Below are 25,449 nucleotides of genomic sequence, written 5' to 3'. Positions count from 1 at the left end.
CCCTCCATCTCCCCGCCTGCATGCGCAAACGTTTTCGTATATACTGCACATCCATTATCAGACCGCGTTAAATCCACAGATCCAGGTACGAGACTATGTTAACTATTGGAACCGCCCTGCGCCCGTCCGCCACCCGCGTCATGCTGCTCGGCTCCGGCGAGTTGGGTAAAGAAGTTGCCATCGAATGCCAGCGTTTAGGACTGGAAGTGGTTGCCGTAGACCGCTATGCGGACGCGCCGGCCATGCATGTGGCGCACCGCAGCCACGTCATCAATATGCTGGACGGCAACGCGCTGAAAGCCCTGATTGAACAGGAACGTCCCGATTATATCGTGCCGGAGATCGAAGCCATCGCCACCAGCATGCTGGTTGAGCTCGAGCAGCAAGGGCACCGCGTAGTGCCCTGTGCCGAGGCGACTCGCCTGACCATGAACCGTGAAGGTATCCGCCGTTTGGCCGCTGAAACCCTGGGCTTGCCAACCTCCAGCTACCGCTTTGCCGACGGCGAAGAAGCCTTCCGGCAGGCCGTCGCCGACATTGGCTATCCGTGCATTATCAAACCGGTCATGAGTTCCTCCGGTAAAGGCCAGAGCCTGATCCGCAGCCCGGATCAGCTTAAAACCGCCTGGGATTATGCCCAACAGGGCGGCCGCGCCGGCGGCGGGCGAGTGATTGTCGAAGGTCTGGTGAAGTTTGATTTTGAAATTACCCTGTTGACCATCAGTGCGATCGACGGTGTCCATTTCTGTGCACCCATAGGCCACCGCCAGGAAGACGGGGATTATCGTGAATCGTGGCAACCGCAACGGATGAGCGAGCTGGCATTGAACCGTGCGCAGGAAATTGCGCAAAACGTGGTGCAGGCGTTAGGCGGATTCGGCCTGTTCGGCGTTGAATTGTTCGTCTGCGGCGATGAGGTGATCTTCAGCGAGGTGTCGCCGCGCCCGCACGATACCGGCATGGTGACGTTGATCTCGCAGGACCTGTCCGAATTCGCCCTGCATGTTCGCGCCTTCCTTGGTCTGCCCATTGGCGCGATTCGCCAGTTCGGCCCTTCGGCCTCGGCGGTGATCCTGCCGCAGATGACCAGCAGCGATCTGCGTTTCAGCGGTTTGGATCGCGCACTGAGCGGCCACAATCAGCTGCGTTTGTTCGGCAAACCGGAAATTAACGGGCAACGCAGGATGGGTGTGGCATTGGCAACGGCAGAAAATGTAGAGCATGCGGTGGCGTTAGCCAAGCAGGCTGCCGCCGCGGTAGTGATCGAGGGGTAAACGTCGGGGCCGGCTTGCCGGCCCCTGCTACATCAATAGTTTTCGTCTTCTTCCGAATCGTCGTCAGCCTGCTCGTCCGGCCTTTCCTGATAATCTTCGTCTTCGTCTTCGTCATCAAACAGAACGGTAACCTGGTCGCCCTGGTGTTTTTCGCGGATTTCCTGCGCGACGCGCGCGATGGCTTCACCACTGCTCATGCCTTGTTCCATCAATAGATGGATACGGTCCGCAGCTTCCTGCTGCTCTTGGTGACTCAATGACGGCATACCTGCAAGCATGTGTTTCTCTCCGGCAAAATGGAGAGGGATTATACGCCTTAAACCGACGGATCCCAACGCCTGTTATTCGGCGGCGGGCTGCGAGCAATGGTCGCCGCCTTGCCACTGCTTCAGGCGATGCAACCACAACGTAACATGCCAGCCCTGCTTGAGACCGCGGGCGTTAGCCGCCATCGTTCGATCAATGCCGCGCTGATAAAACTCGTCGGTGATTTGGCACTGCGCCGCCAGCTCAGGCTCCCGACGAATACTGTGGCAAATACCCAACGCCTCGCGGGCAATCTGCCAGTGAAAAGCTGGCTTAATCACCATTTTGCCGGCATAACGTTGGTTAAGCACCACCAGCATTTCCACTATTTTCATATAGTGCCGCTGGTATTCCACGTTCGCCTTGCCGGTGCGGCGGCGATTGCTGATGGATTGATCGTGCACCCGTTGCCGATACAAGGCTTTGCTGAGGTACTTGACCCGCTGCGCATTAAACATCACCTCAGTGGTCCAGGGAATATCCTGGTGATGCAAACCCGGTTCGAAATACAACTGATGCTGTTTAATGAAATCAAGACGATACACCGCCAACCAAACTACGTGAATAAATTTCCTTGTTTTCAACGCACGTTCTAGCCACTGTGCCCCGCTAATAACGCCGGTGTCGCCCAGTCGCTTTTGAGGAATTATAGATTGCAATTCATCTCTGCTGCTAAAATAACGTTCCCCATTACACTGCATGACATCTAATTGTTCTTCTTCGGCCAACGCCACTAACGTTGAATACAATTCAGGTGCCAATACATCATCCGCATCCGGAAACGCCACATATTTCCCCCGCGCGAAAGCCAAGCCCGCATTGCGCGCGCAGGAAACGCCGGAATTAGGCTGGTCGATCACGGTAATATGCGGGTGCAGCCGGGCATAGCGATGGGCGGCTGCGCCGGAGCCGTCGGTAGAACCATCATTGATGATGATCACCTCCAGCCTTTGTTCCTCCTGGGCCAGTAGCGACGCCATAAAAGGCTCGAACAGTTCACCCGCGTTATGTAACGGGACAATGACACTCAATATTAGGGGCATAGGCAGCTCTTCGCAAAAAGTAACGAATAAATATTTCTTTTTTCTAAAAAAACGGAGTTAAATCATCAAACAAGTTTTATGAATGCGTCTTGTCCTAAAATGAATTTCTTTAACCTGTATTTCCCGCAAGGAAAGGTGAACGCCACAAGGATGCGAGCAATCGAAACCCAGCTTGTGATGCTGCTGACAATAAAACATCTCTGCTCTCACCATGTTTGATGACAACCTGAAATAATAACAAGATAAAATTAACTCATCGTTTTATTTTTCAATCAGTCCCGCAGGCCAAATTGATTTAACCTCGGCAGAATTTATTATTTTCTAACACATAAGATTCTAGTCAATGGCGCAAAAAATGCTTCATTGAAAAACCATTTAATCGCCGTTTATGTGAAGTGTGCTTTAGCTTCCTACGCCAGGGCATGCGCCCACCGGTCGAATATGGCAGAATAGCAGCCAGAAACAGCCGTTACCGTCAGTCAGGTTTATTGAGGCCCATGAGCGCGATCGCACCGAATCTTAAATCTTTGCCTTACACCCGTACCGCCCTACTGGAGCACTTTGCTCCGCTTGCGCAGCAGCCGTGGGCGATGTTGCTGCACTCCGGGTTTGCCGAGCACTCGCATAACCGTTTCGATATCCTGGTCGCGGCCCCCTGCGCAACCCTTACCACACGAGGGCCAATCACCGAGGTTCGCCGCGGTGAGGATTACCGACAGTCGCAAGAAGATCCGTTCAGCCTGCTGCAAGAAGCGTTGGAACGACAACCGTGGCATCCTGCGGCAGATCCCAACCTGCCGTTTCAGGGCGGCGCACTCGGGTTGTTCGGTTACGACTTGGGGCGCAGAGTGGAAAAGCTGCCGCAATGGGCGCAAGCGGATATCGCGCTGCCGGATATGGCGATCGGCATTTATGACTGGGCGCTGATTGCCGATCACCATCGGCAGACGTTGACGTTGCTCAGCTACGGCGACACGGAACAGCGCTGGCAGTGGCTCAACGGACAACGTCCGGAACCGCAGCGGGCATTTGCCTTGACCAGCCGCTGGCAAGCCAACATGACGCGCCAACAGTACGGCGAAAAGTTCCAGCGCATTCAGCATTACCTGCGTAGCGGTGATTGCTATCAAATTAATCTTGCACAGCGCTTTTCAGCAGATTATCAGGGCGATGAATGGCAAGCTTTTCAACAATTGAACGCCAGCAACCGCGCGCCCTTCTCCGCCTTTTTGCGCCTGCCGGACAACGCCGTACTGAGCGTTTCGCCCGAGCGTTTCCTGTGGCTGGAGAACCGGCATATTCAAACCCGCCCGATCAAAGGCACCTTGCCGAGGCTGGCCGATGCCGATCAGGATGCTCAACAGGCACGGCGCTTGGCAAACTCAGCGAAAGATCGTGCGGAGAATCTGATGATTGTTGATCTGCTGCGTAATGATATCGGCCGTGTCGCCGAGCCGGGCAGCGTGCGCGTCCCCGAATTGTTCGTGGTCGAAGCCTTCCCGGCGGTGCATCATTTGGTAAGCACCATCACCGCCATCCTGCCGGAGCGCACAGCGGCAACCGATCTGCTGCGCGCTTGCTTTCCGGGGGGGTCCATTACCGGCGCGCCGAAAGTGCGGGCGATGGAAATCATCGAGGAACTTGAGCCCCAGCGGCGCAACGCCTACTGCGGCAGCATCGGTTATATCAGCGCCTGCGGCACCATGGACACCAATATCACCATCCGCACGTTAATCACCGAAAACGGTCGCATTTACTGTTCGGCAGGCGGCGGCATCGTAGCCGACAGTCAGGAGCAGGCGGAGTATCAGGAAACCTTTGATAAAGTCGGCCGCATCTTGCCGCAGCTGGGGGAGATTACCGCCTCGTGAGCCAACCAACCTACCCGACCTCGCTTACCGCCTTTATCAGCCGTTTCCAGCTGCAGTTGCCGCAGGCGTCGCAGATTTCGCACAATATCCGCCCTGCGGCGGTACTGATCCCTATTATCTGCCGCCCGGAACCCACGCTGCTGCTCACCCGCCGCGCCGACTCTCTGCGTAAACATGCAGGCCAGGTAGCGTTCCCGGGCGGCAAAACCGATGCTGAAGATGGATCGGCGATTATCACCGCTCTGCGTGAAGCGCAGGAAGAAGTGGCGATCCCGCCCCAGTCGGTGACCGTGCTGGGCCAACTGGCGCCGCTCGACAGCAGCACAGGGTTTCAGGTCACGCCGGTGGTCGGTCTGATCTCGCCCGATGTGCAATTCAGCGCCAACGAAGACGAAGTGGCCGACGTCTTTGAGATGCCGCTGCATGAAGCGCTGACGCTGTCGCGCTATTACCCGCTGGATATTCACCGCGCTGGCCACTCGCATCGCATTTATCTTTCCTGGTATCAGAGTCAGTTTGTCTGGGGGCTGACCGCCGCCATCATTCGGCGACTGGCGCAACAGGTAAGTATTTAACGCTTATTTCGTGATGAATATCACAAGCCAAACGGTTACCTGCATAACAGCCGCGGGTAAAGCGATCGTCATCACTTCATTCATCTGCTTTTTCAACTACCTTTCTGGCTATCAGAGTTTTAAAAAAACTGTAAACCCTCTCTTCAACCTTACGAAATACCTGTAAAATACCGCCGTCCGGAATAAACCTCTATCAAAATAGGGATTAAGCCGGCAGCGTCCAGCAACGGAAGCTGGCGCGATTGTCATTAACGGAGTTTGGGCAACGGAAGGTTCCACGGCTGACCGACTGCCTGAGGCAATCAATAAGCAAGTCAACACCAAGGATTATTTTATTTCATGCGAAAAAGGCAACCGAACCCGTACGAGCCTTTTACAATATCGCTGTTCCCTGCTCGGTTTTTAACCGATGCAACCATAACAATATGCCTCTAAGGAGTTTTAGCGTGATTAGCGTTTTCGACATGTTTAAGATCGGCATCGGCCCGTCCAGCTCTCATACGGTTGGACCGATGAAAGCCGGCAAACAGTTTGTCGACGATCTGGTAAGTAAAGGCCTGATGCCTTCTATCACGCGTGTGGCTGTAGATGTTTACGGCTCACTCTCATTGACCGGAAAAGGTCACCATACCGATATCGCTATCATCCTCGGCCTGGCGGGTAATATGCCGGATACCGTTGATATCGATAGCATCCCGGGTTTTATTCGCGATGTAGAACAACGTCAACGCCTGATGCTGGCCGGCGGCTTGCATGAGGTTGATTTCCCGCGCGACGGAGGCATGGTTTTCCGCAGCGATAACCTGCCGCTGCACGAAAACGGCATGCAGGTTCATGCCTTCGCCGGCGATAAAGAAGTTTACAGCAAGACTTACTACTCCATTGGCGGCGGTTTTATCGTCGATGAAGAGAACTTCGGCAAAGTCGACGAACATGAGTTGGCCGTCCCTTATCCATTCAATTTTGCTCGTGAAATGCTCGATCACTGCCGCGAAACCGGGCTGTCCTTGTCGGGCATGGTGATGCAGAACGAGCTGGCACTGCACAGCAAACAGGAAATCGAAACCTACTTCGGCAACATCTGGCAGACCATGCGCGCCTGTATCGATCGTGGCCTGAATACCGAGGGCGTACTGCCTGGGCCGCTGCGTGTGCCGCGTCGCGCTTCCGCGCTGCGCCGCCTGCTGGTTTCCTCCGATAAGCTGTCCAGCGACCCGATGAACGTCATTGACTGGGTCAATATGTTCGCGCTGGCGGTTAACGAAGAAAACGCCGCCGGTGGCCGCGTAGTCACGGCGCCGACCAACGGCGCCTGCGGTATCGTTCCTGCCGTGTTGGCTTACTATGACCACTTTATCGAATCCGTCAGCCCGGACATTTATATTCGCTACTTTATGGCAGCAGGTGCCGTCGGTGCCCTGTACAAGATGAACGCCTCCATTTCTGGCGCCGAAGTTGGCTGCCAAGGGGAAGTGGGCGTCGCCTGCTCTATGGCTGCGGCAGGCCTGGCTGAACTGCTGGGCGGCAGCCCGGAACAGGTTTGTATCGCGGCGGAAATCGGCATGGAACATAATCTGGGTCTGACCTGCGATCCGGTTGCCGGGCAGGTTCAGGTACCTTGCATCGAACGTAATGCCATTGCGTCCGTGAAGGCGATCAACTCGGCGCGCATGGCGCTGCGCCGTACCAGTGAGCCACGCGTTTCTCTGGATAAAGTGATCGAGACCATGTATGAAACCGGTAAAGATATGAATGCCAAATACCGCGAAACCTCGCGCGGCGGCCTGGCGATAAAAGTGCAGTGCGATTGATCCCACACCCCGCCTTCCTGGCGGGGTTTTTCTTGTGTAACCTACTGATAATCAAAAAACCACCTGCCAAAACGTGACGCCGTCACGATAAAATATTTTTACAATATCGCGTCGATCCTCCGGTTAACCGGCAATTTAGCCCTTTGTTTCGCCAAATTTAAATAATTTACTGGGTTACCATCACTCTTGTATAACGACAAGCTAGAATTAGCCGAGTATCATTCCATGGCAATTTGGCCTGACGAGGATTCTTGGCTAGCTTACCGAACAAGGATTTACCGATGTTGATGACCCAACTTGCCGTGACTAAATACCGCTATTACCGTTGGCTGCTGGCCGGGGCGGTTGGGTTGGCTATTCTGCTGCTCTCTCTGTACACCCGCTACTATCAGGAACTCGGTGCCATTGAGCAAAGCCAACGGGTACTGGCTACCCGCACTGTCACCAAAATCAACAATCTGCTGGAACCGGCCGAGCAGCAGGCCGTGCGCTCCATGCCCTTGCTGGAGCAACCCTGCGAGACCGTCATGCCGACGCTGCGCTTCCGCGCTGCGCAAAATCAGGCGCTGCGGGCCATGTTGTTGGTCAAAGACGGGGTTATTTACTGTTCCAGCCTGTTCGGCGTGCGTAACTATGTTTTCAGCGCTATCTTGCCCACCCTGGCGGACGGTAGCGCGAAGTTGGCGCTGCGCCCTTCTCTTTCTGTCGCCAAAGGGGTACCAACACTGATCATGTGGACGCCGGGAGCAGCCGACAACAACCTGAACGGCGTGCTGCACGTATTCAATATTGAGCTGTTGGCGAATTTCCTGCTGGAACCGCAGGAACCTTACGCACAGCGGGTGGTGCTGAACGTCGGCGACTACAGCCTGGAATATGGCCGACGGGAGATCCTGCGCAGCGATTCCCTGACTAGCGGTCTTCTCTATACCGCAAAATCAGCGCAATACCCTTTCTCCATCTCGCTGTTTGGCCCGCAGGCCAGTCTGCTCGCCCTGGCTGCGCTGCCGCGCCATATCCCGTTGGCGTTGCTGATAAGCCTGCTGGCGGCCTATGTCGTGTACCTGCTCACCGCCAATCGCATGAGCCTGTCCTATCATATTGGCCATGCCATTACCCACCGCGAATTCCGCGTTTACTGCCAGCCGATCATCAACGCCGAAACGGGCCGCTGCATCGGGGTGGAAACCCTGCTGCGCTGGAAAAACAAACGCCAGGGCTGGATCTCGCCGGACGTATTTATTCCTCTCGCGGAGCAACATGGGTTGATCATCGCCCTGACCCGCTACCTGATGACTACCGTGGTGGAAAACCTGCAGCTGTTCCCGCCACGCCCTTCGTTTTATATCAGCATTAATGTCGCCGCGGAGCATTTCAATGCGGTCACCCTCATCGACGATATTCGTCGTATCTGGCTGCCGGCCCAGCCGATGCCCTCGCTAATGCTGGAGCTTACCGAACGCACCGCTCTGTCTGAAATTCAGTATGAACAAATCAAAACGCTGAAGGAAATGGGGATCATGCTGGCAATCGATGATTTCGGCACCGGCCACAGCTCGCTCAGCTACCTGAAAAAGCTCAGCCCTGACGTGTTGAAAATCGACCGTGGTTTTACCGCCGCCATCGGTACCGATGCGATCAACGCAACCGTCACCGATACCATCATTACATTGGCGCACAGGCTGAAGCTAAAGCTGGTGGCTGAAGGGGTGGAAACCGCTGAGCAGGCGGATTATCTACGCTCACACGACGTGAACGCGCTGCAGGGTTTCTATTTCGCCAAACCGATGCCAATCAACGTATTTCCGCTGTGGTTACAGCAATATGAATCGCGGTTGCGAGCGGTGAGTGTGCGCGAAGAGCGCCAAAAAGAGAGGGAAAGCAAACCGGAGGCGTGATGCCCCCGGTTCGTCATGTTACTGCTGTTCCTCGTCGTGAGGCGTCACTTTACTGATACGCACCAGCTCGATGCGGTACTCCGACACGTCAATAATTTCGAAGCGCAGCTGGTTTAACTCCACGACATCCCCCACCGCCGGCATCTGGCCGTAGTGAGAAAGCAGGAAGCCCGCCAATGTGGCGTAATCTGCCGTCGGGCTGACCAGATCTTCGCAGTTCAGCGCCTGCTCCAGCGAGTGCAGATCGGTTCCGCCCTTCGCCAACCAGCCCGCGTCTTCCACTACGATATCCGGCGTTTCATCCTCATCCGGGAATTCGCCGGCAATGGCCTCCAGAACGTCCAACGGCGTTACCAGACCCTGTACCACACCAAATTCATTGGTCACCACCACCAGACGCCCTTTGGCCCGGCGCAATACCGCCAACAGGTTAATCACGTCCATGGTTTCCGGTACCACTATCGGCGGCGTGCGTGCGGCAAACTCGGCGATATTCTCGCCCTGTTCCACCGCCACCAGCAGATCCTTGGCGCGCACCACGCCGATAATCTCGTCCAGCGAGTCACGGCAAACAGGGAACAGACTGTGCGGCGTATCCAGCAGTTGTTCGCGCACTTCTTCACGAGAGCGATCGCAATCCACCCACGAAATTTCGGTGCGCGGCGTCATTACGCTGCGCAGGGAGCGCGAAGCCAGCGTCAACACGCCGCTGATCATGTAGCGTTCTTCCGCCGCAAAGGTCTCATTCACCGGCTGCGGTACGGCCTCATCCGTCTGCTGTGAACGCTGTTGACCCATCAGGCGCATAATCGCCTCGGCGGTGCGCTCGCGCATCGGGCGATGTGCCTGATGTTTGATAAAGTTGCGACGAGCAATCTGATTAAACAACTCGATCAGGATCGAGAAGCCAATCGCCGCGTACAGGTAACCTTTAGGAATATGCATGCCGAAGCCTTCGGCGATCAGGCTCAGGCCGATCATCAACAGGAAACTCAGGCACAGCACCACAATGGTAGGGTGCGCGTTCACGAAGTTAGTCAGCGGTTTTGACGCCACCAACATCACCACCATGGCGATCACCACCGCAGTCATCATTACCGGCAGGTCGTTCACCATCCCCACGGCGGTAATCACCGCATCAAGCGAGAACACGGCGTCAAGGATCACAATCTGCACCACCACCGCCCAGAACTTGGCGTAGCCGCGGTTGGCGCCATCCTGGTGCGTCTGACCTTCCAGCCGTTCATGCAATTCCATAGTGGCTTTGAACAACAGGAAGACACCGCCGAACAGCAAGATCAGATCACGTCCGGAGAAGTTGAAATCCGCCACGCTGAACAGCGGCGTAGTCAGCGTAACCATCCAGGAAATAACCGACAACAGGCCCAAACGCATAAACAGCGCCAACGACAGACCCAATATGCGCGCTTTATCGCGCTGCTTCGGCGGCAGCTTATCGGCCAGAATGGCGATAAACACCAGGTTGTCGATGCCCAGTACAATTTCCAATACCACCAGCGTAAGTAACCCAGCCCAAATCGAGGGGTCCATTAAAAATTCCATATCAGACTCCGGAAAAAAGACAGGATTGCCGAGCGAGGCTCAGGCGCGACGATGTCGGCGCAGAGTGCACACAGACAACAACAGCAAGATAACGGGATTGCAGTACCGGGGGATGGCCGAACGGCCGTGTGACTTGTATTACGCCAGCAGGTGGCGGGTGGAACCTTGAAAAACAGTAACTTCGGTGACAGTCCATAGGGTGGGCTGAGGCCCTTCACTCCTAAATATGAAAGAGGAAATACTCTAGCAGGAATTTTTTTTACGGCAAAGAAGCTTTTTTACCTGCAGCATCGTCTTGTAACAGGTCTGTTGTTTAATTCCGCAAACACCGCCTTAAGCGTTGTCCGAGCGCTCAATAACAGAGCAATGTCACAAAATTTATTTTTTCACTCACTAAAATAAATGACGTTAACGTGAATTAACGCGCACAGGCTTTTGAAACTGCGCGAGAAATGTTAAGCCCGCGTTTTTAATTTTCTACCATAATGTATTTGAAGCGCGAAAGTGACTGCCAGAAAGGAAATCAAGAACGACACAATCCGTGCATATACCCTATAGCTTTTACGTTGCAGCCAACAACGCTGCGGCTTGAAAGATGACGGGTATGAAGTTTAATGAGGAGGTAGCGAGTGGCAATAGCTATTATCATCGGCACACACGGGACCGCAGCGGAACAATTGCTGAAGACGGCGGAAATGCTATTGGGCGAACAAGATAACGTCGCTTTTATAGACTTCGTCCCCGGTGAAAATGCCGAAACGTTAATCGATAAATATAACCTGAAAATCAGCGAGCTAGACACCAGCGGTGGCGTCTTGTTCCTGGTGGACACCTGGGGCGGCAGCCCATTCAACGCGGCCAGCCGCATTGCCGTCGATAAAGAAAACCATGAGGTCGTCACCGGGGTTAACATTCCCATGCTGGTGGAAACGTTCATGGCGCGGGACGATAACCCTGGCTTCGACGAATTGGTCGCGCTGGCGTTGGAAACCGGCCGTGAAGGCGTTAAAGCGCTGAAAAAACCGGAAGAAGAGAGTGTTAAGCCCGCGGCACCACAAAGCTCCCCCGCCGCCAAACCCGCCGCACCGCAGGCACCGCTTGGCCCCAATGACCATATGAAGATCGGCCTGGCGCGCATCGATGACCGCCTGATTCACGGCCAGGTTGCCACCCGTTGGACCAAGGAAACCAACGTCAGTCGCATCATTGTTATCAGCGACGAAGTGGCCGCCGATCACGTACGCAAAACCTTACTGACCCAAGTAGCCCCGCCGGGCGTTACCGCGCACGTGGTCGACGTGGCGAAAGCCATCCGCGTATGGAACAACCCGAAATATGCCGGTGATCGCGTGATGCTGCTGTTCACGAATCCGACCGACGTTTGGCGCCTGGTCGAGGCCGGCGTGGATATCAAATCGGTGAATATCGGCGGCATGGCGTTTCGTCAGGGGAAAACCCAGGTCAACAACGCCGTGTCTGTCGACGAAAAGGATATCGAAGCGTTTAAGAAATTAAACGAGCGCGGTATTGAACTGGAAGTTCGCAAAGTCTCGTCCGACAGCCGGTTAAAAATGATGGACCTGATTAACAAACTCAATTAATGGCGACAGCCAATAATTATTTTACTCAGAGCTCTTTGGTCATAGGAGAAGTGCAATGGAGATTACCACTCTTCAGATTGTGCTGATATTTATCGTTGCCTGTATCGCCGGGATGGGATCCGTCCTCGACGAGTTCCAGTTCCACCGTCCGCTGGTCGCCTGTACCCTGATTGGCTTTATTCTCGGTGATATGAAAACCGGCATCATTATCGGCGGCACGCTGGAGATGATTGCCCTGGGCTGGATGAATATCGGTGCTGCGGTTGCGCCGGATGCAGCATTGGCGTCAATCATTTCCACCATTCTGGTTATTGCCGGCGGCCAGAGCGTCGGTGCCGGTATCGCGCTGGCCATACCGCTGGCGGCGGCCGGTCAAGTGCTGACCATCATCGTGCGAACCCTGACCGTGGCCTTCCAGCACGCGGCCGACAGCGCGGCAGAACGCGGCAGTTTGCGCGCCATCACCTGGATCCACATCTCCGCCCTGCTGTTGCAGGCGATGCGTATCGCCATCCCGGCGGTTATTGTGGCTATCTCAGTGGGCACCGCAGGCGTTCACGCTCTGCTTAACTCGATCCCGGAAGTCGTCACCAGTGGCCTGAATATCGCCGGCGGGATGATCGTGGTGGTCGGCTACGCCATGGTGATCAATATGATGCGCGCCGGTTACCTGATGCCCTTCTTCTACCTCGGCTTCGTTACCGCCGCCTTCACCAACTTCAACCTTGTGGCGCTCGGCGTCATCGGCGTGGTGATGGCCGTGCTTTATATCCAGCTCAGTCCGAAATACAACAAGTCTCAGGTTGTACAGGCTGGCCCGGCCAATGCCAACGATCTCGATAACGAACTCGACTAGGAATAGGTGAGAGAAATGGTTGATACAACAGCTCAAAAGAAACTCACGCCGGCCGATATTCGCGGTGTGTTCCTGCGCTCGAACCTGTTCCAGGGCTCATGGAACTTCGAACGCATGCAGGCGCTGGGTTTTTGCTTCTCTATGGTGCCGGTGATCCGTCGCCTGTACCCGGAAAATAACGACGACCGCAAACAGGCGATCAAACGCCACCTGGAATTCTTCAACACCCACCCTTACGTGGCGGCGCCGGTGCTTGGCGTTACCATGGCGATGGAAGAACAACGCGCCAACGGCGCACCGATCGACGATGCGGCCATCAACGGCATCAAGGTCGGTTTGATGGGGCCTTTGGCCGGCGTGGGCGACCCGATCTTCTGGGGCACAGTGCGGCCGGTATTCGCCGCTCTCGGTGCCGGCATCGCCATGAGCGGCAGCCTGCTTGGCCCTATTTTGTTCTTTGTCTTGTTCAACCTGGTGCGCCTGCTGACCCGCTATTACGGCGTGGCCTACGGTTACCGCAAAGGGGTGGATATCGTTAATGACATGGGTGGCGGCTTCCTGCAAAAACTGACGGAAGGAGCGTCCATTCTTGGCCTGTTTGTGATGGGGGCATTAGTTAACAAGTGGACGCACGTGAATATCCCGCTGGTGGTGTCGAAGATCACCGATCAGACCGGGCATACCACAGTGACCACGGTGCAAACCATTCTCGATCAGTTGATGCCGGGTCTGGTGCCGCTGCTGCTGACCTTCGGCTGTATGTGGCTGCTGCGCAGAAAAGTGAATGCGTTGTGGATTATCATCGGCTTCTTCGCCATCGGTATCTTCGGTTACTGGATTGGCCTGCTGGGCCTGTAAAACGGGTCACGGCCGGGGGGAAACCCCCGGTTTTTTTGTTTGTGGAGTTGAAAGATGTCGCTGACCGATAGCGTATTACTGATTTTTACCGCGCTGATGCTGCTGTATGCGATTTACGACGAATTCGGCATGAACCTGCTGAAGGGCAAAACGCGGCTTAAGGTGCAGTTAAAACGCCGTAACCGGATCGACTGCCTGATTTTCGTCGGCCTGATTGCCATTTTGATTTACCGTAACGCCACCACCAACGGCGCAATATTAACCACCTACCTGCTTATTTCTTTAGCACTGATCGCCATCTACATTTCCTATATTCGCTGGCCAAAGATGTTGTTTAAAACGCAGGGTTTCTTTTATGCCAATACCTTCATTGAATATAACCGCATTAAAGCCATGAATTTATCCGAAGATGGCATCCTGGTCATAGATCTGGAGCGGCGACGGTTGCTCATTCAGGTTACACAATTAGATGACCTGGAAAGGATTTATCATTTTTTCGTTGAAAATCAATAAATAAACAACACCTCAAGTTTCACCTCTTCCGATAACACGCGCTGTATATGGATAATTAATCAACAACCCCAGCGCTTATCCGTTTATTATTTACGCAACATTGTTGCATCAGCCTACATTATATTCCCTCTTGCAATTCTTTAATGAAAACAAGTCTCAATTTCAACAAGAATATTCTCACGTAATAAGGTTGTTCTCGTCAGAAATATTATGGTATGGTTGCGCCGTCATTGGGGAGTAGCCGGTTTCTGGGCAATAAAACGCCAGAAACGCCCGTATCAACATACTCGTTTTGTTCTCTGAAACGTGGTGCGGGCAGCCAGGTAAGGTTGGCGAGACCATAGACACGTAACTCCGTCGTATGGTTGGGGGTGGGTTACGTGTATATGGAGCCGCCCGGCCGAGGCTAGTTAACATGAATCTTTCCGCTACACTCGTTCTCGCTTTCGCCATGTCTATGGATGCGTTCGCCGCGTCGATCGGCAAAGGTGCCAGTCTGCATCAACCCCGTTTTCGTGAAGCCCTGCGTACCGGACTTATCTTCGGCGTGGTCGAAGCCATTACGCCGATCATCGGCTGGGCGATTGGCCTGTTCGCCAGCCAATACATCATGGAATGGGACCACTGGGTAGCCTTCTCGCTGCTGTTTATTCTCGGCATGCGCATGATTGTCGAAGGCGTCAGAAACCGGCCGGACGAAGTGGAAAAAGTGAAGCGTCACGGATTCTGGCTGCTGGTGGCCACCGCTATCGCCACCAGCCTTGATGCCATGGCCATCGGCGTCGGCCTGGCCTTCCTGCAGGTCAATATTGTGCACACCGCCATGGCTATCGGTATGGCCACCATGATCATGGCGACGCTGGGCATGATGATTGGCCGCTTTATCGGGCCGCTGCTGGGCAAACGCGCAGAGATCATCGGCGGCGTGGTGCTGATTGGTATCGGCATCAACATTCTGCTGGAGCATTTGGGTTATCTCGCCTGATTGTCGCCGAACGCTAAAAGACCTGCCCACGGCAGGTCTTTTTGTTTCTGGCAACCCATCGCCCCAGCTATCGCCCTGCCGGTTGCCTCGCTCCTGCACGCACAGCAAACCTGAACGCCAATCCCCATAGAATAGCCGTTAGCAACGACAGACCCATCGCGCCGTACACGGCGATCCGGATCCCGTTTTCCAGCGGGTGAAATGCCGTCATCAGCGCCCCAAAAATCGCCACGCCAAATGCGGAACCGCTTTGCCTGCCGGCATTGAGCACACCGGCAGCTATGCCCGCCCGTTCACTCGCAACCTCATTCAACAACGCCGCCGTGGCCGCAGGCGTAATAATGCCGGCCGCCAGGCCAAGCAGAGGGAAGCACAGTGCAATACGCCAGTAAGGCACGCTTGCGGCCAGCGCCAGCAAACCACCAAAACCCAGCGTATACAGCAACAAACTGCCATAAACCACCCGCCCCGCGCCGAACGCCTGAACCAGACGGCCAGAAACAAAGCTGCCGAGGGTGACCATAATAGTCAGGGGAAGAAATGCCAGACCGGACTGCAGCGGCGACCAACCGCGCACTGTTTGAAAATAGAGGCTCAGCAAAAAGAACGCTCCGTAAAACACCAACGCAGAGACCAACGACACCCAAGCCGAAGCCGAAAAAACCGCACTGCGGAAAAGTGCCGGCGGTAGCATGGGCTGCCTGCCTCGTCGCTCTATCATTACAAACATCAGCCAACTTACGGCGGCCACGGCGATACCGCCCAACACCCAGCCAGAGTGCCAGCCCAGCCGTGCGCCCTCAATCAACACGGCTACCGATGTGGCTAATGCCGCAATCACCGCCCCCTGACCGGCGTAGTCCATTTGGCGCAAGGAAATTAACGGACGAACGGCTGCAATACGCTGCGTGAGCCCTATTCCCAGCACAATCACCGGAATATTGGTCCAAAACAGGCTGCGCCAGCCCCAAAATTGGATCAACACGCCGCCAATCAACGGCCCCGCCGCCATCGCCACTCCGCCGCAACCGGCCCATACGCCAATCGCACCTGCCCGCTGTTTGGCATCGGGGAAAGCGCCGTTAATCAACGTTAAGGAACTGGGTACCAGCAAAGCGGCCCCAACACCTTGCAATACTCTGGCAACGACCAGTAAGGGTAATCCGCCTGCCAGCCCGCAAAGGGCAGAAGCACAGGCAAAAATCGCCAACCCGGCAAGGTATACCTGCCTGGCCCCCAACCTGTCACCCAATGCTCCTCCGCTAAGCAACAAGCTGGCAAACGCCAGCGTATAGGCGCTCACCACCCACTGCAGGCCGGTAAGCCCGGTGCCCAGATCGGCCGCGATAGGCGGTAAGGCGACGTTAACGATCGACGTATCCAGGATGACAATGACATAGCTGAGGCTGGTTGCCATCAGTACCCGTTTTTGTTGTTGATTCAAGCTTGCCACTGGCTGCAGACCCAGACTGATGAAATAGGCATTGACTATAAGCTGCTATTCACCCGGAATACTTCGAGGCATATCGAAGTGTACTTTGAGCGATGAAAACATCGCCTGCTATTGATGAAGGAGAAATTCGTGGGCCAACATAATATTGCATCTGTGGCACATCTGATCGCCGAGCCGGTACGGGCGGTGATGTTGATCGCCCTGGCCGACGGCAACGCGCTATCAGCCAGTGCGCTTGCAGAGGCGGCAGGCGTCACCCCGCAAACCGCCAGCTCGCATCTGGCAAAACTGTTGGACGGTGGCCTGCTCAGCGTCGAACAGCTGGGGCGTTATCGCTACTACCGATTATCGGGGCCGCACGTCTCGCACCTGTTGGAAAGTCTCGCATCGATCGGGCCGGTAACGCCGGCATGGCGCAATACGCCCAACCGCTCCGCGCGTGAGATGCGTTTTGCGCGCTGTTGTTATGACCATCTGGCGGGGAAAGTTGGCGTTGCCGTTACGCGCAGCCTGCTGAAACGGGGGCTAATCGTCGAAAATGGCGCATGCGAATATGTGCTGACGCCGGCCGGGGCTAATTGGCTGCAGGAATTGGGGGCAGAGGCTACTGCAGTTGCACCAGAGACGGTGGGCAAAGGCCGTCAATGTCTGGACTGGACCGAGCGGCAATATCACCTCGCGGGGCCGCTGGCGGCTTATCTGCTCGACGCTTTTTGCCATTGGGGCTGGTTGCAGCGCTTGCCGGCAACCCGGGCGCTCAAAGTGACGCCTCTGGGGTGGACGGCGTTGAAAACGCACCTCGACGTTGAGCGCGCAGATCTGGAGGACGATAGAACCAATGGCGAAGCGGCATATCCGATGGCTTAATCGGATTGGCGACGGTACAGCCCTATGGCGAAATCCGTTTCACAGGCGAACGATTCACTGGCACCCAGGCGCTGTTGCACCTCTGGAGAGGCCCGCCAGGCAAACGGCGTCATTTGCAGCAAATTGGCCGCCTGCTCGCCCGGCAACGTCATCGGATACGACAGCGCCTCAAGCCGCTCACAGTCAAAACCGGTCAACTGTTCATCCGGTTCGGCATGCAGCTGCACCTGCTGATAAACCTGTTCTTTCAATTGATACAGGTGGCGCGGACCGGGCGATACCGTCACTACCACACCACCGGGCTTCACCACCCGCGCCAGCTCTTCGGCTTTGCATGGGGCATAAATGCGCAGGATCGCGTCCAAAGAACGGTCGGCAAAGGGTAAACGGTGGCTGGACGCCACGCAGAATGATACTGCGGGATAGCGCTTGGCCGCATAGCGGATCGCCACCTTGGCAACGTCCAGCCCATAAACGGTAATGTCACGCGGCGCCAATCGTGCAGCGACTTCGGCGGTGTAATAGCCTTCGCCGCAGCCAATATCCAGCAGCGCCTGCGCCTTGCCCTCCAGCGCCTGTTCCAGCAGTTCCGCCACCCGTTGCTGCAACGGCCGATAAAACCCGGCGTCGAGAAAGGCGCGCCGCGCCTGCATCATTTCCGCGCTGTCTCCCGGCTGCTTCGAGCGCTTATGCTGCACCGGCAGCAGATTGACGTAGCCTTCTTTGGCGCAGTCAAACTGATGGTTGGCATCGCAACGCCATTGCAAGTGAGAAAAATGAAGCGGCTGGTGGCACAGAGGGCACTGATAAGACATGATTGGATTCCAGAAAGATACGGCGCGGGTAGTCTAAAGAAGGCTTCTGCGCGATGCAAGGCAGGCCTGGCCAACGGATAAAAAAGCTGGCTACACTGACGTAATGTTTTCTGACACAGGTAAAGACGTTAAATGACCGACTACTCCCCGCTTCTCAGCGCCATTCCGGCCATTCAGCACGGATTCGGCAACAAAAGTGCCCTGCTGCCCGGGCACCTGCAACCTTACCGTGCCACGCTGCCGGAAAAAAAGCAGGTACACGGTACGCGTATCGTCGACATTCATCAGGCGGCCCAAATTTGCGGCGAAGCCGACGGTTTTTACACTACCCAACCCGGCATTCTGCTCAGCGTATTGACGGCAGACTGCCTGCCGGTCATTTTCAGCCGCAACGACGGCTCGGCCATTGCGGCCGTGCATGCCGGTTGGCGCGGCTTGCTGGATGGCATTCTTGAGCAACTGGCGGCGCGCATCGGCCGCGATGATTCGACGGCCAACTGGGTGGCCGCCATCGGCCCGGCTGCCGGCCCGTGCTGCTATGAAGTGAACGAGGAGCTGGTTACGCGCTTTAAACAGCAGTTGCCGCTGCCTGCCAGCTTGATCAGCCCAAGCTATCGCCACCTGGATCTGGCCGCCATCGCCGAATACAAACTCAGCGAGCTGGGGTTTGCCGCCGTTGATCGCGCCGGGAGTTGCACCATCTGCACGCCGAATACCGACTCGCTGCACCCGCAGCGCTTTAAATACACCAGCTACCGCCGCAACAGCCACCGACGCGAGCAAGATCCTGGGCACCCAGGCATTACCGGCCGCAATCAGTACGCGGGCATCATTATCGCCGGCTGAGCGCAGACACGAAAAAGCCCGCACGGAGGCGGGCTTTTTGTACAGCTGACGCTGATTAGATAGCAGTAACGTTTACTGCAGATGGGCCTTTCTGGCCATCTTGGATTTCGAACTCAACGTTCTGGCCTTCAGCCAGGGTTTTGAAGCCGTTACCCTGGATTGCAGAGAAGTGTACGAACACGTCTTTGCTGCCGTCAGCTGGGGTGATGAAACCGAAACCTTTAGACTCGTTGAACCACTTAACTTGACCTTTGATCTTTGCCATCTTGAGTATTTCCTTTGGATTGTTTAAACCGCCCGTAGGCGTTACATAGACAAACTAGAGTCGTTACTGCTTGAGGCACTAAGATAAGGATCGGCAGAGAAGCGGTATTCAACGCTAACGTCTTTACTCAGAACTTCTTTACTGAAAATGCCACACATATACAGAACTGTACCTCGTTTTACCCAGATGCGTTATCACATACTCTGTATTCGATGGCAAGCCATTTTTAATCACTGATGGACCTGTCGCACATATTTGAAACGGTCGATAGCAATAGAAGCTTAAATAGACTAAAAGATGTTGAAGCCTTAGCTATTTTCTGCTTACCGGTCAGGCTGCGCTACACTCCGCAGCCTGACTGAATTTTAACAATTCTTTCATCCGATTGCCCTCACGCGTTACAACATATAATCGCTGCCGGACGCTTAGAACGTTAAAAAATTTGAATCTTTATGGAATTTCTTATGCGACATTTGAATATCGATGAACGGGTGTCTTCTCAGGCCAACTCATCTGACCACCACGCCGCCATCTGGATGGCCCAACGCCGGCCCCGCCCCCAGTCTGATAACGCTCCCGTCGTCACAGAAAACAATACTGATACTAATTATTGATATTCGTTATTATGAGCACAATCTGTGCAGCGACATCCCGGCATAAAAACAAATGGCATTGCCGCTTTAAGGTGCATAGGCATGCAAAGGGGAAAATTTACGCACCATCATCGTGCATAAGCGGATAAATACCCTGTTCATGGGTGGGATTAAATAACGGCAATAACCCTGGCGTCTGTGAGAATGTATAGCGGAATTAAATCTTAAAAAGGCAGTAGGTATTTACGCTGCCGGTAAAGCCAGCTCACAAGCCTATTTATTTCGTTTTTTGCGTCTCGCCATTCACATCCATTTATCAGCTCAGCGCCGGCTAACGCACTGCGCCGTTGGCCCGTACAGCGGCAGCCCGCGACCGGGCGGCCTTACAGGCCATTCAGCCTGATAAACCGCTCACAAAGGATATGCTATAACGCTTAAGAGTTAGGTTCTAGCGTAATGCGCTCGCCAATTTTGATTGGCAAGAACTGATGCTGATCTATTCCGGCAGAGCTCAACGCCAGATTTAATTGCTGCGGCGGCTCATCCAGCGACTCATCGGCCAATTCAAAAACGCCCCAATGAATCGGAATAACCCGCGGTGAATTTAATTGCTGATACAGCGTCACCGACTGCTGCGGATCCATATGTTGTTCCTGCATGAACCAACGCGGAGCATAAGCGCCTATTGGCAACGCGGCCACGTCAAACGGCCCCAGACGCGCGCCAATATCCGCCAACCGCTCGGAATAACCGCTGTCTCCGGAGAAATAGAAACGGAGCGCCGGATGATGAATAACCCAACCGCACCATAAAGAGCGATTGCGATCCCACAGGGTGCGCATGCTCCAGTGGCGCGCCGGCGTGCAGTGGAGCGTTAACTCGCCCAATGACAGACTATCCCACCAGTCCAGTTCTTCCACTCGCTTGAGGCGATAACGTCGGAACCAACTTTTTAACCCCAGCGGCACAATAAAGGTCGCATTGGGAAAACGTTGCGCCAGTTGACGCACGGTACGCCGATCGAGGTGATCGTAATGGTTGTGGGAAATTAATACCACATCCACCGACGGCAGTTGTTGCACCGTCAACGGCGGCGGTGTCTTGCGTTTGGGGCCATAGAAACTCAGCGGTGAAGCGCGTTGCGAAAGCACAGGGTCTATCAGGATATAGCGGCCATCCAGGCGCAACAGCATCGAAGCGTGTCCCAACCACCAAATGCTGTTATCGCTGCCGCTGAGATCGGCGCTCTGCCACCAGCGCTGGGTAAACTGCTGATACCCCAATTGCGGCGGTTTGGGCAATCCTTGCCGCTTGCGTTCATTCTGCCAGCGCCTCAGATCCCCTTCCTGACGCTGAGTCGGCTCCGGATTGCGAAAACCTTCCGGGGTATGGTGCGATTTCGCGGCATCATAGTAACGATTGATTCTCTTCATCCTGCGGTTCTCCCGACCACTGCGAACACCCTGCACGGGCAGAGTGGATAACATAACAAGATAGTCGATTGGTGCGCTTTGTGAACCGTGCTCACCTCAGGGGGGACCTTTTCGAATATTGTGGTGTCACAGTCCCTATGAGCATGCCAGGGCCGTAAAGAGCCTGTTAAGCATCTCTTAAGATCTTTATGATTCACTTATAGGACATTCAGAAAAGGAGAAGTTATGAGCCGTTCTACATCACGCAAATCACGTGTTCGTCTGGGCCGTATCCGTAGCGCGATGCGGCCACAGGTGCAGTATTGGAAAATGTATGCCGCGATGAAACTCCGGCGAGTAAGAGTGCCTGCCCCGCTGGTGCTGTTGTTTGGCGCGCTGGTGAGTTTTTTGATGCTGAGCGTGTTGATGCTTAGCGTAGTCGCCATCGATATCGTCACCACCCTGTTCCTGCTGTGCAGGAAGCTCTTGGGACTGGGCCGCGGCAATCAGGGCAACGCCTTTATGCCGCGTAGCTAAAACCTGAGCCGGAGGCGCGCAAGGCGCCTCCGGTGTAGATTAACACCGCACTTTGGCGCCTTTACGGCGCGTCAGCATAAAGCCAACCCACAGCAGCAGGATCCATATCGGCATCAGCAGTACGGAGATGCGGATCCCCTCGCTGAAATACATGATCACCAGAATCAGGCCGAGAAACACCAGGCACAGGTAGTTGCCAAATGGATACCACAGCGCCTTGAAACTCGGGATCACCCCCTGGCGGTTTTTCGCCGCACGGAACTTCAGGTGCGCCAGGCAAATCATCACCCAGTTAATCACCAGTGTGGACACTACCAACGCCATCAACAGCTCAAACGCCTTGCCAGGCATCACGTAGTTGATCAGCACGCCGACAGAGGTCACCAACGCCGACAGCGCGATGGACAGCACCGGCACGCCGCGCTTATTCACCCGGGTCAATGCCCTCGGCGCATTCCCCTGAGTCGCCAGGCCGAACAGCATGCGGCTGTTGGCATAGACCCCGCTGTTATACACCGACAACGCCGCCGTCAGCACCACCACGTTAAGAAGGGTCGCCACCAGACTACTGTTCAGCGCGTGGAAAATCATCACGAACGGGCTGCCGCCTTCCACCACTTTGTCCCATGGGTAGAGAGAAAGCAGCACGGTCAGCGAACCGATATAAAAAATCAGGATGCGGTACACCACCTGGTTGGTGGCTTTCGGAATGCTGCGGCGCGGATCGGCGGCTTCCGCCGCAGTGATGCCGACCATCTCCAGCCCACCGAATGAAAACATGATCACCGCCATCGCCATCACCAACCCTTCGATGCCGTGCGGCATAAAGCCCCCCTGCTCCCACAGGTTACCGAGGCTGGCTTGCGGGCCGCCGTTGCCGCTGGCCAACAGCCAGGCACCGAAGACGATCATGCCGACAATCGCTACCACCTTGATGATGGCGAACCAGAACTCCGTTTCGCCGTACAGGCGCACGTTGACCAGGTTGATCAGATTGATCAGCACAAAAAAGACCGCAGCGGAGACCCAGGTCGGGATGTCCGGCCACCAATATTGAATATAAATCCCTACGGCAGTTAATTCGGCCATGCCGACCAGAATGAACATCGCCCAATAATTCCAGCCGGAAAGAAAACCGGCGAAATCGCCCCAGTATTTATAGGCAAAGTGGCTGAATGAACCCGCGACCGGCTCTTCAACCACCATTTCACCCAGTTGGCGCATAATGAGAAAAGCGATAAAGCCACCGATTGCGTAGCCCAGCAGTACGGAAGGGCCGGCCATTTTAATGGTCTGCGCGATGCCGAGAAACAAGCCGGTACCGATGGCGCCCCCAAGGGCGATAAGTTGTATATGTCTGTTTTTTAAACCGCGTTTTAGCGGAGTATCCTGTTGCTGACCGCCCATCTTATCCTCATATGGCGTTGAACCCCGTCGCTTTTGCACAAGATTTCGCCAATCAATAAATGTATCTGCGGGCGGCTTTTTAACACTTAACCCCGGGAGCATCAAGGAGAAGCACCCCGGCAACGGAGGCCAGGGAGCTATTTTATGCAAAGAAGGGTGCCAGAATGGCTGAGATTCAGTTGGGCAGACCGCACAGCTTGGTCAGATTGCGTGCGCCAATCATCAGCGTTGCGACATAGGACTGGCTGCGCGTGACCACTTCCACCGCCACGCGATCGTTTTGATATTTTATCAGGTAGGTTGAGGGCCAGCCCTGTCGGCGCTGCCCAAAGCTTTCTGCGTGACGATCGATTGCCGCGTGGGCAATCACCAGATGAGACAAGTTTTTATCACCTTTAATAATGCGCTTCATAAACAGGCTCCGCCAGAGACAGTTCTGTTGTCATAAAAAGGGAAAAATCATCAGTATTTCTGGTGGTTCAACGTACCATTTCGCTGGTTTGCTGGCTCAGCAGGAAACAGATCATCGCGGCACGCAATGGGCTGCTGCTGTCCGCTTGCCACTCACCACGCTGGGTGATCATTCGCGCCTGCCACTGCGGGTTATCGCTTTGGTCGTCGGCATTCAAACTGATTTTATTGGCACAGATAATCGGCCAGGCATCGGAGGGATTCTTGCAATAGTCTTTACCTTTCACGCCACCATAAGGATACCACTTGTCCGGATTTTCTCCGGTGATCAACGCAATGCTGCGGTTCACCTCGGCGTCGCTTTCTTCATACCATTTAATCATCGGCTTTATCCATCTTTCGTAAGGTTGGCGCTACATTACGATGCCAATACGACAGATTTATGACAAAACGACGGCTTTTCATATTATCCATACTAATGTTTTTTCCACTTTATATTCCCTGGTGGGATGATTACACTTTTTAGCTGTTTCTTTACACGGAAATTATCGTCATGTTGAGCGGCCTCAACCACCTGACGCTCGCGGTAAGCGACGTCAGCCGCAGTTTCGATTTCTATACCAACCTGCTGGGATGCATTCCGCGTGCGCGCTGGCAACAGGGTGCTTATCTGTCTCTTGGGGAACTGTGGCTGTGCCTGTCATGGGACAATTCTCGAGCGCTGGACACGCCAGGTGACTACACCCATTACGCCTTCAGCGTGGCGGCGGAGAATTTTGCGGCCGTGGCATTACGGTTGCGCCAGGCGGGAGTAAAAGAGTGGAAAAGCAATCGCAGCGAGGGAGAATCACTGTACTTTCTCGATCCCGATGGGCACCGGTTAGAAATTCACAGCGGCGATCTGGCTAGCCGTCTGGCAGCATGCCGCGTTCAGCCTTATCGGGGGATGGCGTTTTTCTGAGGAAGCGGGTGGCACAGAGAGTGGAGCTCCACCCGACAGGCATCTGATTAACGTTCGGGGATAAAACCTTTGAAATCCAGCGCAGGGCTGAGATCGTCATCGTCCGCCACGTTGCCGCCGCGGGCGCTTTGCGCCAGGCTCTTGAGTAACGCCGTTTGTTGGCGCTGCTGCTCGGCGATTTCCTGCAACAGGCGAATCTGTTCATTGGCCCGCACGCTGGCGCGGTTCACCAGGAACCAGCCCCATAATCCCACCAGCAGCGCCAGCGCTGCGATGGCCAGCGAAACCAGGCCATTTGGACCAAAACCTAAATCGTACATGGACAACCCTATCTACTGCTAAAAACAGGCGGACATCTTAACACTCCGGGCAGGGGCGCGAACATCTCCGCAGAAAATTGTTGCGCCCCGCTGCGCAACTTACCAGGGGACAAAGCGAGTGATTGAACAAATCCCCAAAGCAAAAGTTTCCCCCTCATCGCAATAACTATCCAGCGCCAGCAGGTAGAAAAACAGACAGGCAGCCAGAGCCGCAATTATCACGAGGAATTTTTTTCGCAACAAATTTAGCAGCCTCATTGTTATCTTGGTAATTGGTTGTTCAGCCTATCACAGCCAAGTTAAACGAAGTTTAACCCGTCGTTTAGAAATCTCACCTCGGTTTACTTTTCAGAATGTTACCGTTGCACCCTGCCAGGGCTCATGGCTATATCGCTATAGCGATAAATA

27 protein-coding genes and 1 riboswitch are annotated in these 25,449 nt (G+C 54.9%); of the genes, 14 read left to right on the top strand and 13 right to left on the bottom strand.

Annotated features, from left to right (window positions below; all coding sequences use genetic code 11):
• The first annotated feature begins 95 nt into the window (after positions 1 to 95).
• Entirely contained in the window at positions 96 to 1,274 is a 1,179-nt protein-coding gene (gene purT, locus QZQ97_RS03690; protein WP_311992309.1) for a formate-dependent phosphoribosylglycinamide formyltransferase, read from the top strand.
• A 32-nt stretch (positions 1,275 to 1,306) separates the two neighbouring features.
• On the opposite strand, the gene QZQ97_RS03685 is transcribed toward purT, so the two are convergent.
• Both QZQ97_RS03685 and QZQ97_RS03680 read right to left on the bottom strand, forming a co-directional pair.
• A complete protein-coding gene (locus QZQ97_RS03685; RefSeq protein ID WP_311992308.1) occupies positions 1,307 to 1,552 on the bottom strand; it encodes a YoaH family protein in 246 nt (81 codons plus the stop codon).
• A 63-nt stretch (positions 1,553 to 1,615) separates the two neighbouring features.
• The gene (locus QZQ97_RS03680) at positions 1,616 to 2,623 is read right to left on the bottom strand and encodes a glycosyltransferase (protein ID WP_311992307.1); all 1,008 of its coding nucleotides are present in this window, start codon (positions 2,621 to 2,623) and stop codon (positions 1,616 to 1,618) included.
• Between the two features lie 497 nt (positions 2,624 to 3,120).
• On the opposite strand from QZQ97_RS03680, the gene pabB reads away from it, so the two are divergent.
• From pabB to QZQ97_RS03660, 4 genes are all read left to right on the top strand, one after another.
• A complete protein-coding gene (gene pabB / locus QZQ97_RS03675) occupies positions 3,121 to 4,494 on the top strand; it encodes an aminodeoxychorismate synthase component 1 (RefSeq protein ID WP_311992306.1) in 1,374 nt (457 codons plus the stop codon).
• A complete protein-coding gene (locus QZQ97_RS03670; protein ID WP_311992305.1) occupies positions 4,491 to 5,069 on the top strand; it encodes a CoA pyrophosphatase in 579 nt (192 codons plus the stop codon). Before pabB ends, QZQ97_RS03670 begins: the two co-directional genes overlap by 4 nt.
• Positions 5,070 to 5,515: 446 nt before the next feature.
• Positions 5,516 to 6,880 (top strand): L-serine ammonia-lyase, encoded by a 1,365-nt coding sequence (sdaA, locus tag QZQ97_RS03665; RefSeq protein ID WP_311992304.1) that lies wholly within the window; start codon positions 5,516 to 5,518, stop codon positions 6,878 to 6,880.
• Between the two features lie 281 nt (positions 6,881 to 7,161).
• Entirely contained in the window at positions 7,162 to 8,778 is a 1,617-nt protein-coding gene (locus QZQ97_RS03660) for an EAL domain-containing protein (protein WP_311992303.1), read from the top strand.
• Between the two features lie 18 nt (positions 8,779 to 8,796).
• Here the strand turns inward: QZQ97_RS03660 and QZQ97_RS03655 are convergent, their stop codons facing one another.
• Positions 8,797 to 10,341 carry a TerC family protein gene (locus QZQ97_RS03655; protein ID WP_311992302.1) on the bottom strand — a complete coding sequence of 515 codons (1,545 nt, stop codon included), beginning with the start codon at positions 10,339 to 10,341 and terminating at the stop codon, positions 8,797 to 8,799.
• Between the two features lie 629 nt (positions 10,342 to 10,970).
• On the opposite strand from QZQ97_RS03655, the gene manX reads away from it, so the two are divergent.
• The 5 genes from manX (at position 10,971) to mntP (ending at position 15,154) form a co-directional block, all read left to right on the top strand.
• On the top strand, positions 10,971 to 11,942 hold the full coding sequence (gene manX / locus QZQ97_RS03650) for a PTS mannose transporter subunit IIAB (protein ID WP_311992301.1): 972 nt from the start codon (positions 10,971 to 10,973) through the stop codon (positions 11,940 to 11,942).
• Positions 11,943 to 11,997: 55 nt separating this feature from the next.
• Complete coding sequence (locus QZQ97_RS03645; RefSeq protein WP_004945641.1) at positions 11,998 to 12,798, top strand: PTS mannose/fructose/sorbose transporter subunit IIC; 801 nt, start codon at positions 11,998 to 12,000, stop codon at positions 12,796 to 12,798.
• 15 nt (positions 12,799 to 12,813) lie between these two features.
• The gene (locus QZQ97_RS03640; RefSeq protein ID WP_004945644.1) at positions 12,814 to 13,656 is read left to right on the top strand and encodes a PTS mannose transporter subunit IID; all 843 of its coding nucleotides are present in this window, start codon (positions 12,814 to 12,816) and stop codon (positions 13,654 to 13,656) included.
• Between the two features lie 54 nt (positions 13,657 to 13,710).
• Positions 13,711 to 14,169 carry a DUF986 family protein gene (locus QZQ97_RS03635; RefSeq protein ID WP_311992300.1) on the top strand — a complete coding sequence of 153 codons (459 nt, stop codon included), beginning with the start codon at positions 13,711 to 13,713 and terminating at the stop codon, positions 14,167 to 14,169.
• A gap of 220 nt (positions 14,170 to 14,389) precedes the next feature.
• A riboswitch (yybP-ykoY riboswitch) is annotated at positions 14,390 to 14,573 on the top strand.
• An 11-nt stretch (positions 14,574 to 14,584) separates the two neighbouring features.
• Positions 14,585 to 15,154, top strand: a complete 570-nt coding sequence (gene mntP / locus QZQ97_RS03630) for a manganese efflux pump MntP (protein WP_311992299.1) — start codon at positions 14,585 to 14,587, stop codon at positions 15,152 to 15,154.
• Positions 15,155 to 15,221: 67 nt separating this feature from the next.
• Here the strand turns inward: mntP and QZQ97_RS03625 are convergent, their stop codons facing one another.
• Complete coding sequence (locus QZQ97_RS03625) at positions 15,222 to 16,607, bottom strand: MFS transporter (protein ID WP_311992298.1); 1,386 nt, start codon at positions 16,605 to 16,607, stop codon at positions 15,222 to 15,224.
• Positions 16,608 to 16,736: 129 nt separating this feature from the next.
• Between QZQ97_RS03625 and QZQ97_RS03620 the strand changes: the two genes are divergently transcribed.
• Complete coding sequence (locus QZQ97_RS03620; RefSeq protein ID WP_311992297.1) at positions 16,737 to 17,474, top strand: ArsR/SmtB family transcription factor; 738 nt, start codon at positions 16,737 to 16,739, stop codon at positions 17,472 to 17,474.
• Here the strand turns inward: QZQ97_RS03620 and rlmA are convergent.
• On the bottom strand, positions 17,471 to 18,289 hold the full coding sequence (gene rlmA, locus QZQ97_RS03615; protein WP_311992296.1) for a 23S rRNA (guanine(745)-N(1))-methyltransferase: 819 nt from the start codon (positions 18,287 to 18,289) through the stop codon (positions 17,471 to 17,473). The genes QZQ97_RS03620 and rlmA overlap by 4 nt on opposite strands.
• A 132-nt stretch (positions 18,290 to 18,421) precedes the next feature.
• On the opposite strand from rlmA, the gene QZQ97_RS03610 reads away from it, so the two are divergent.
• A complete protein-coding gene (locus QZQ97_RS03610) occupies positions 18,422 to 19,135 on the top strand; it encodes a polyphenol oxidase family protein (RefSeq protein ID WP_311992295.1) in 714 nt (237 codons plus the stop codon).
• Positions 19,136 to 19,190: 55 nt separating this feature from the next.
• On the opposite strand, the gene cspE is transcribed toward QZQ97_RS03610, so the two are convergent.
• From cspE to QZQ97_RS03595, 3 genes are all read right to left on the bottom strand, one after another.
• Positions 19,191 to 19,400 (bottom strand): transcription antiterminator/RNA stability regulator CspE, encoded by a 210-nt coding sequence (gene cspE / locus QZQ97_RS03605; protein ID WP_002221949.1) that lies wholly within the window; start codon positions 19,398 to 19,400, stop codon positions 19,191 to 19,193.
• 41 nt (positions 19,401 to 19,441) lie between these two features.
• A complete protein-coding gene (locus QZQ97_RS03600; protein ID WP_002211058.1) occupies positions 19,442 to 19,558 on the bottom strand; it encodes a DUF2627 domain-containing protein in 117 nt (38 codons plus the stop codon).
• An 869-nt stretch (positions 19,559 to 20,427) separates the two neighbouring features.
• Positions 20,428 to 21,426: an MBL fold metallo-hydrolase gene (locus QZQ97_RS03595; protein WP_311992294.1), complete on the bottom strand. Its 999-nt coding sequence runs from the start codon at positions 21,424 to 21,426 to the stop codon at positions 20,428 to 20,430.
• Positions 21,427 to 21,651: 225 nt separating this feature from the next.
• Between QZQ97_RS03595 and QZQ97_RS03590 the strand changes: the two genes are divergently transcribed.
• Positions 21,652 to 21,942: a hypothetical protein gene (locus QZQ97_RS03590; RefSeq protein ID WP_311992293.1), complete on the top strand. Its 291-nt coding sequence runs from the start codon at positions 21,652 to 21,654 to the stop codon at positions 21,940 to 21,942.
• Between the two features lie 39 nt (positions 21,943 to 21,981).
• Here the strand turns inward: QZQ97_RS03590 and QZQ97_RS03585 are convergent, their stop codons facing one another.
• The 3 genes from QZQ97_RS03585 to QZQ97_RS03575 all read right to left on the bottom strand — a co-directional run bounded on the left by QZQ97_RS03585 (position 21,982) and on the right by QZQ97_RS03575 (position 24,143).
• A complete protein-coding gene (locus QZQ97_RS03585; RefSeq protein WP_311992292.1) occupies positions 21,982 to 23,349 on the bottom strand; it encodes an amino acid permease in 1,368 nt (455 codons plus the stop codon).
• A 175-nt stretch (positions 23,350 to 23,524) separates the two neighbouring features.
• Complete coding sequence (locus QZQ97_RS03580; protein ID WP_006321600.1) at positions 23,525 to 23,761, bottom strand: DUF4060 family protein; 237 nt, start codon at positions 23,759 to 23,761, stop codon at positions 23,525 to 23,527.
• A 67-nt stretch (positions 23,762 to 23,828) separates the two neighbouring features.
• The gene (locus tag QZQ97_RS03575) at positions 23,829 to 24,143 is read right to left on the bottom strand and encodes a phage protein NinX family protein (RefSeq protein WP_311992291.1); all 315 of its coding nucleotides are present in this window, start codon (positions 24,141 to 24,143) and stop codon (positions 23,829 to 23,831) included.
• A 170-nt stretch (positions 24,144 to 24,313) separates the two neighbouring features.
• Between QZQ97_RS03575 and fos the strand changes: the two genes are divergently transcribed.
• Positions 24,314 to 24,721 carry a fosfomycin resistance glutathione transferase gene (fos, locus tag QZQ97_RS03570; protein ID WP_311992290.1) on the top strand — a complete coding sequence of 136 codons (408 nt, stop codon included), beginning with the start codon at positions 24,314 to 24,316 and terminating at the stop codon, positions 24,719 to 24,721.
• Between the two features lie 47 nt (positions 24,722 to 24,768).
• Here the strand turns inward: fos and QZQ97_RS03565 are convergent, their stop codons facing one another.
• Both QZQ97_RS03565 and QZQ97_RS03560 read right to left on the bottom strand, forming a co-directional pair.
• Positions 24,769 to 25,041, bottom strand: coding sequence for a YebO family protein (locus QZQ97_RS03565; RefSeq protein ID WP_311992289.1), 273 nt, complete (start codon positions 25,039 to 25,041; stop codon positions 24,769 to 24,771).
• A 99-nt stretch (positions 25,042 to 25,140) separates the two neighbouring features.
• Positions 25,141 to 25,299: a PhoP/PhoQ regulator MgrB gene (locus QZQ97_RS03560; protein WP_071919913.1), complete on the bottom strand. Its 159-nt coding sequence runs from the start codon at positions 25,297 to 25,299 to the stop codon at positions 25,141 to 25,143.
• Between the last annotated feature and the right edge of the window lie 150 nt (positions 25,300 to 25,449).

This window comes from Serratia sp. root2, from assembly GCF_031931805.1.
In the GTDB taxonomy this organism is placed as follows: Bacteria; Pseudomonadota; Gammaproteobacteria; order Enterobacterales; family Enterobacteriaceae; genus Serratia; species Serratia inhibens.
Note: the sequence above shows the minus strand (reverse complement) of the source record. Positions and strands in the feature narration are given on the sequence as shown.

Bases quoted from the DNA above. Each gene is read 5' to 3' on its own strand.
- QZQ97_RS03565 (WP_311992289.1), bottom strand. From the start codon at position 25,041: ATGTACGATTTAGGTTTTGGTCCAAATGGCCTGGTTTCGCTGGCCATC.
- QZQ97_RS03660 (WP_311992303.1), top strand. From the start codon at position 7,162: ATGTTGATGACCCAACTTGCCGTGACTAAATACCGCTATTACCGTTGG.
- QZQ97_RS03580 (WP_006321600.1), bottom strand. From the start codon at position 23,761: ATGAAGCGCATTATTAAAGGTGATAAAAACTTGTCTCATCTGGTGATT.
- pabB (WP_311992306.1), top strand. From the start codon at position 3,121: ATGAGCGCGATCGCACCGAATCTTAAATCTTTGCCTTACACCCGTACC.
- QZQ97_RS03560 (WP_071919913.1), bottom strand. From the start codon at position 25,299: ATGAGGCTGCTAAATTTGTTGCGAAAAAAATTCCTCGTGATAATTGCG.
- fos (WP_311992290.1), top strand. From the start codon at position 24,314: ATGTTGAGCGGCCTCAACCACCTGACGCTCGCGGTAAGCGACGTCAGC.
- QZQ97_RS03685 (WP_311992308.1), bottom strand. From the start codon at position 1,552: ATGCTTGCAGGTATGCCGTCATTGAGTCACCAAGAGCAGCAGGAAGCT.
- QZQ97_RS03645 (WP_004945641.1), top strand. From the start codon at position 11,998: ATGGAGATTACCACTCTTCAGATTGTGCTGATATTTATCGTTGCCTGT.
- QZQ97_RS03640 (WP_004945644.1), top strand. From the start codon at position 12,814: ATGGTTGATACAACAGCTCAAAAGAAACTCACGCCGGCCGATATTCGC.
- QZQ97_RS03590 (WP_311992293.1), top strand. From the start codon at position 21,652: ATGAGCCGTTCTACATCACGCAAATCACGTGTTCGTCTGGGCCGTATC.
- purT (WP_311992309.1), top strand. From the start codon at position 96: ATGTTAACTATTGGAACCGCCCTGCGCCCGTCCGCCACCCGCGTCATG.
- QZQ97_RS03585 (WP_311992292.1), bottom strand. From the start codon at position 23,349: ATGGGCGGTCAGCAACAGGATACTCCGCTAAAACGCGGTTTAAAAAAC.
- QZQ97_RS03610 (WP_311992295.1), top strand. From the start codon at position 18,422: ATGACCGACTACTCCCCGCTTCTCAGCGCCATTCCGGCCATTCAGCAC.
- QZQ97_RS03595 (WP_311992294.1), bottom strand. From the start codon at position 21,426: ATGAAGAGAATCAATCGTTACTATGATGCCGCGAAATCGCACCATACC.
- cspE (WP_002221949.1), bottom strand. From the start codon at position 19,400: ATGGCAAAGATCAAAGGTCAAGTTAAGTGGTTCAACGAGTCTAAAGGT.
- QZQ97_RS03575 (WP_311992291.1), bottom strand. From the start codon at position 24,143: ATGATTAAATGGTATGAAGAAAGCGACGCCGAGGTGAACCGCAGCATT.
- QZQ97_RS03635 (WP_311992300.1), top strand. From the start codon at position 13,711: ATGTCGCTGACCGATAGCGTATTACTGATTTTTACCGCGCTGATGCTG.
- QZQ97_RS03680 (WP_311992307.1), bottom strand. From the start codon at position 2,623: ATGCCCCTAATATTGAGTGTCATTGTCCCGTTACATAACGCGGGTGAA.
- rlmA (WP_311992296.1), bottom strand. From the start codon at position 18,289: ATGTCTTATCAGTGCCCTCTGTGCCACCAGCCGCTTCATTTTTCTCAC.
- mntP (WP_311992299.1), top strand. From the start codon at position 14,585: ATGAATCTTTCCGCTACACTCGTTCTCGCTTTCGCCATGTCTATGGAT.
- QZQ97_RS03655 (WP_311992302.1), bottom strand. From the start codon at position 10,341: ATGGAATTTTTAATGGACCCCTCGATTTGGGCTGGGTTACTTACGCTG.
- QZQ97_RS03600 (WP_002211058.1), bottom strand. From the start codon at position 19,558: ATGTGTGGCATTTTCAGTAAAGAAGTTCTGAGTAAAGACGTTAGCGTT.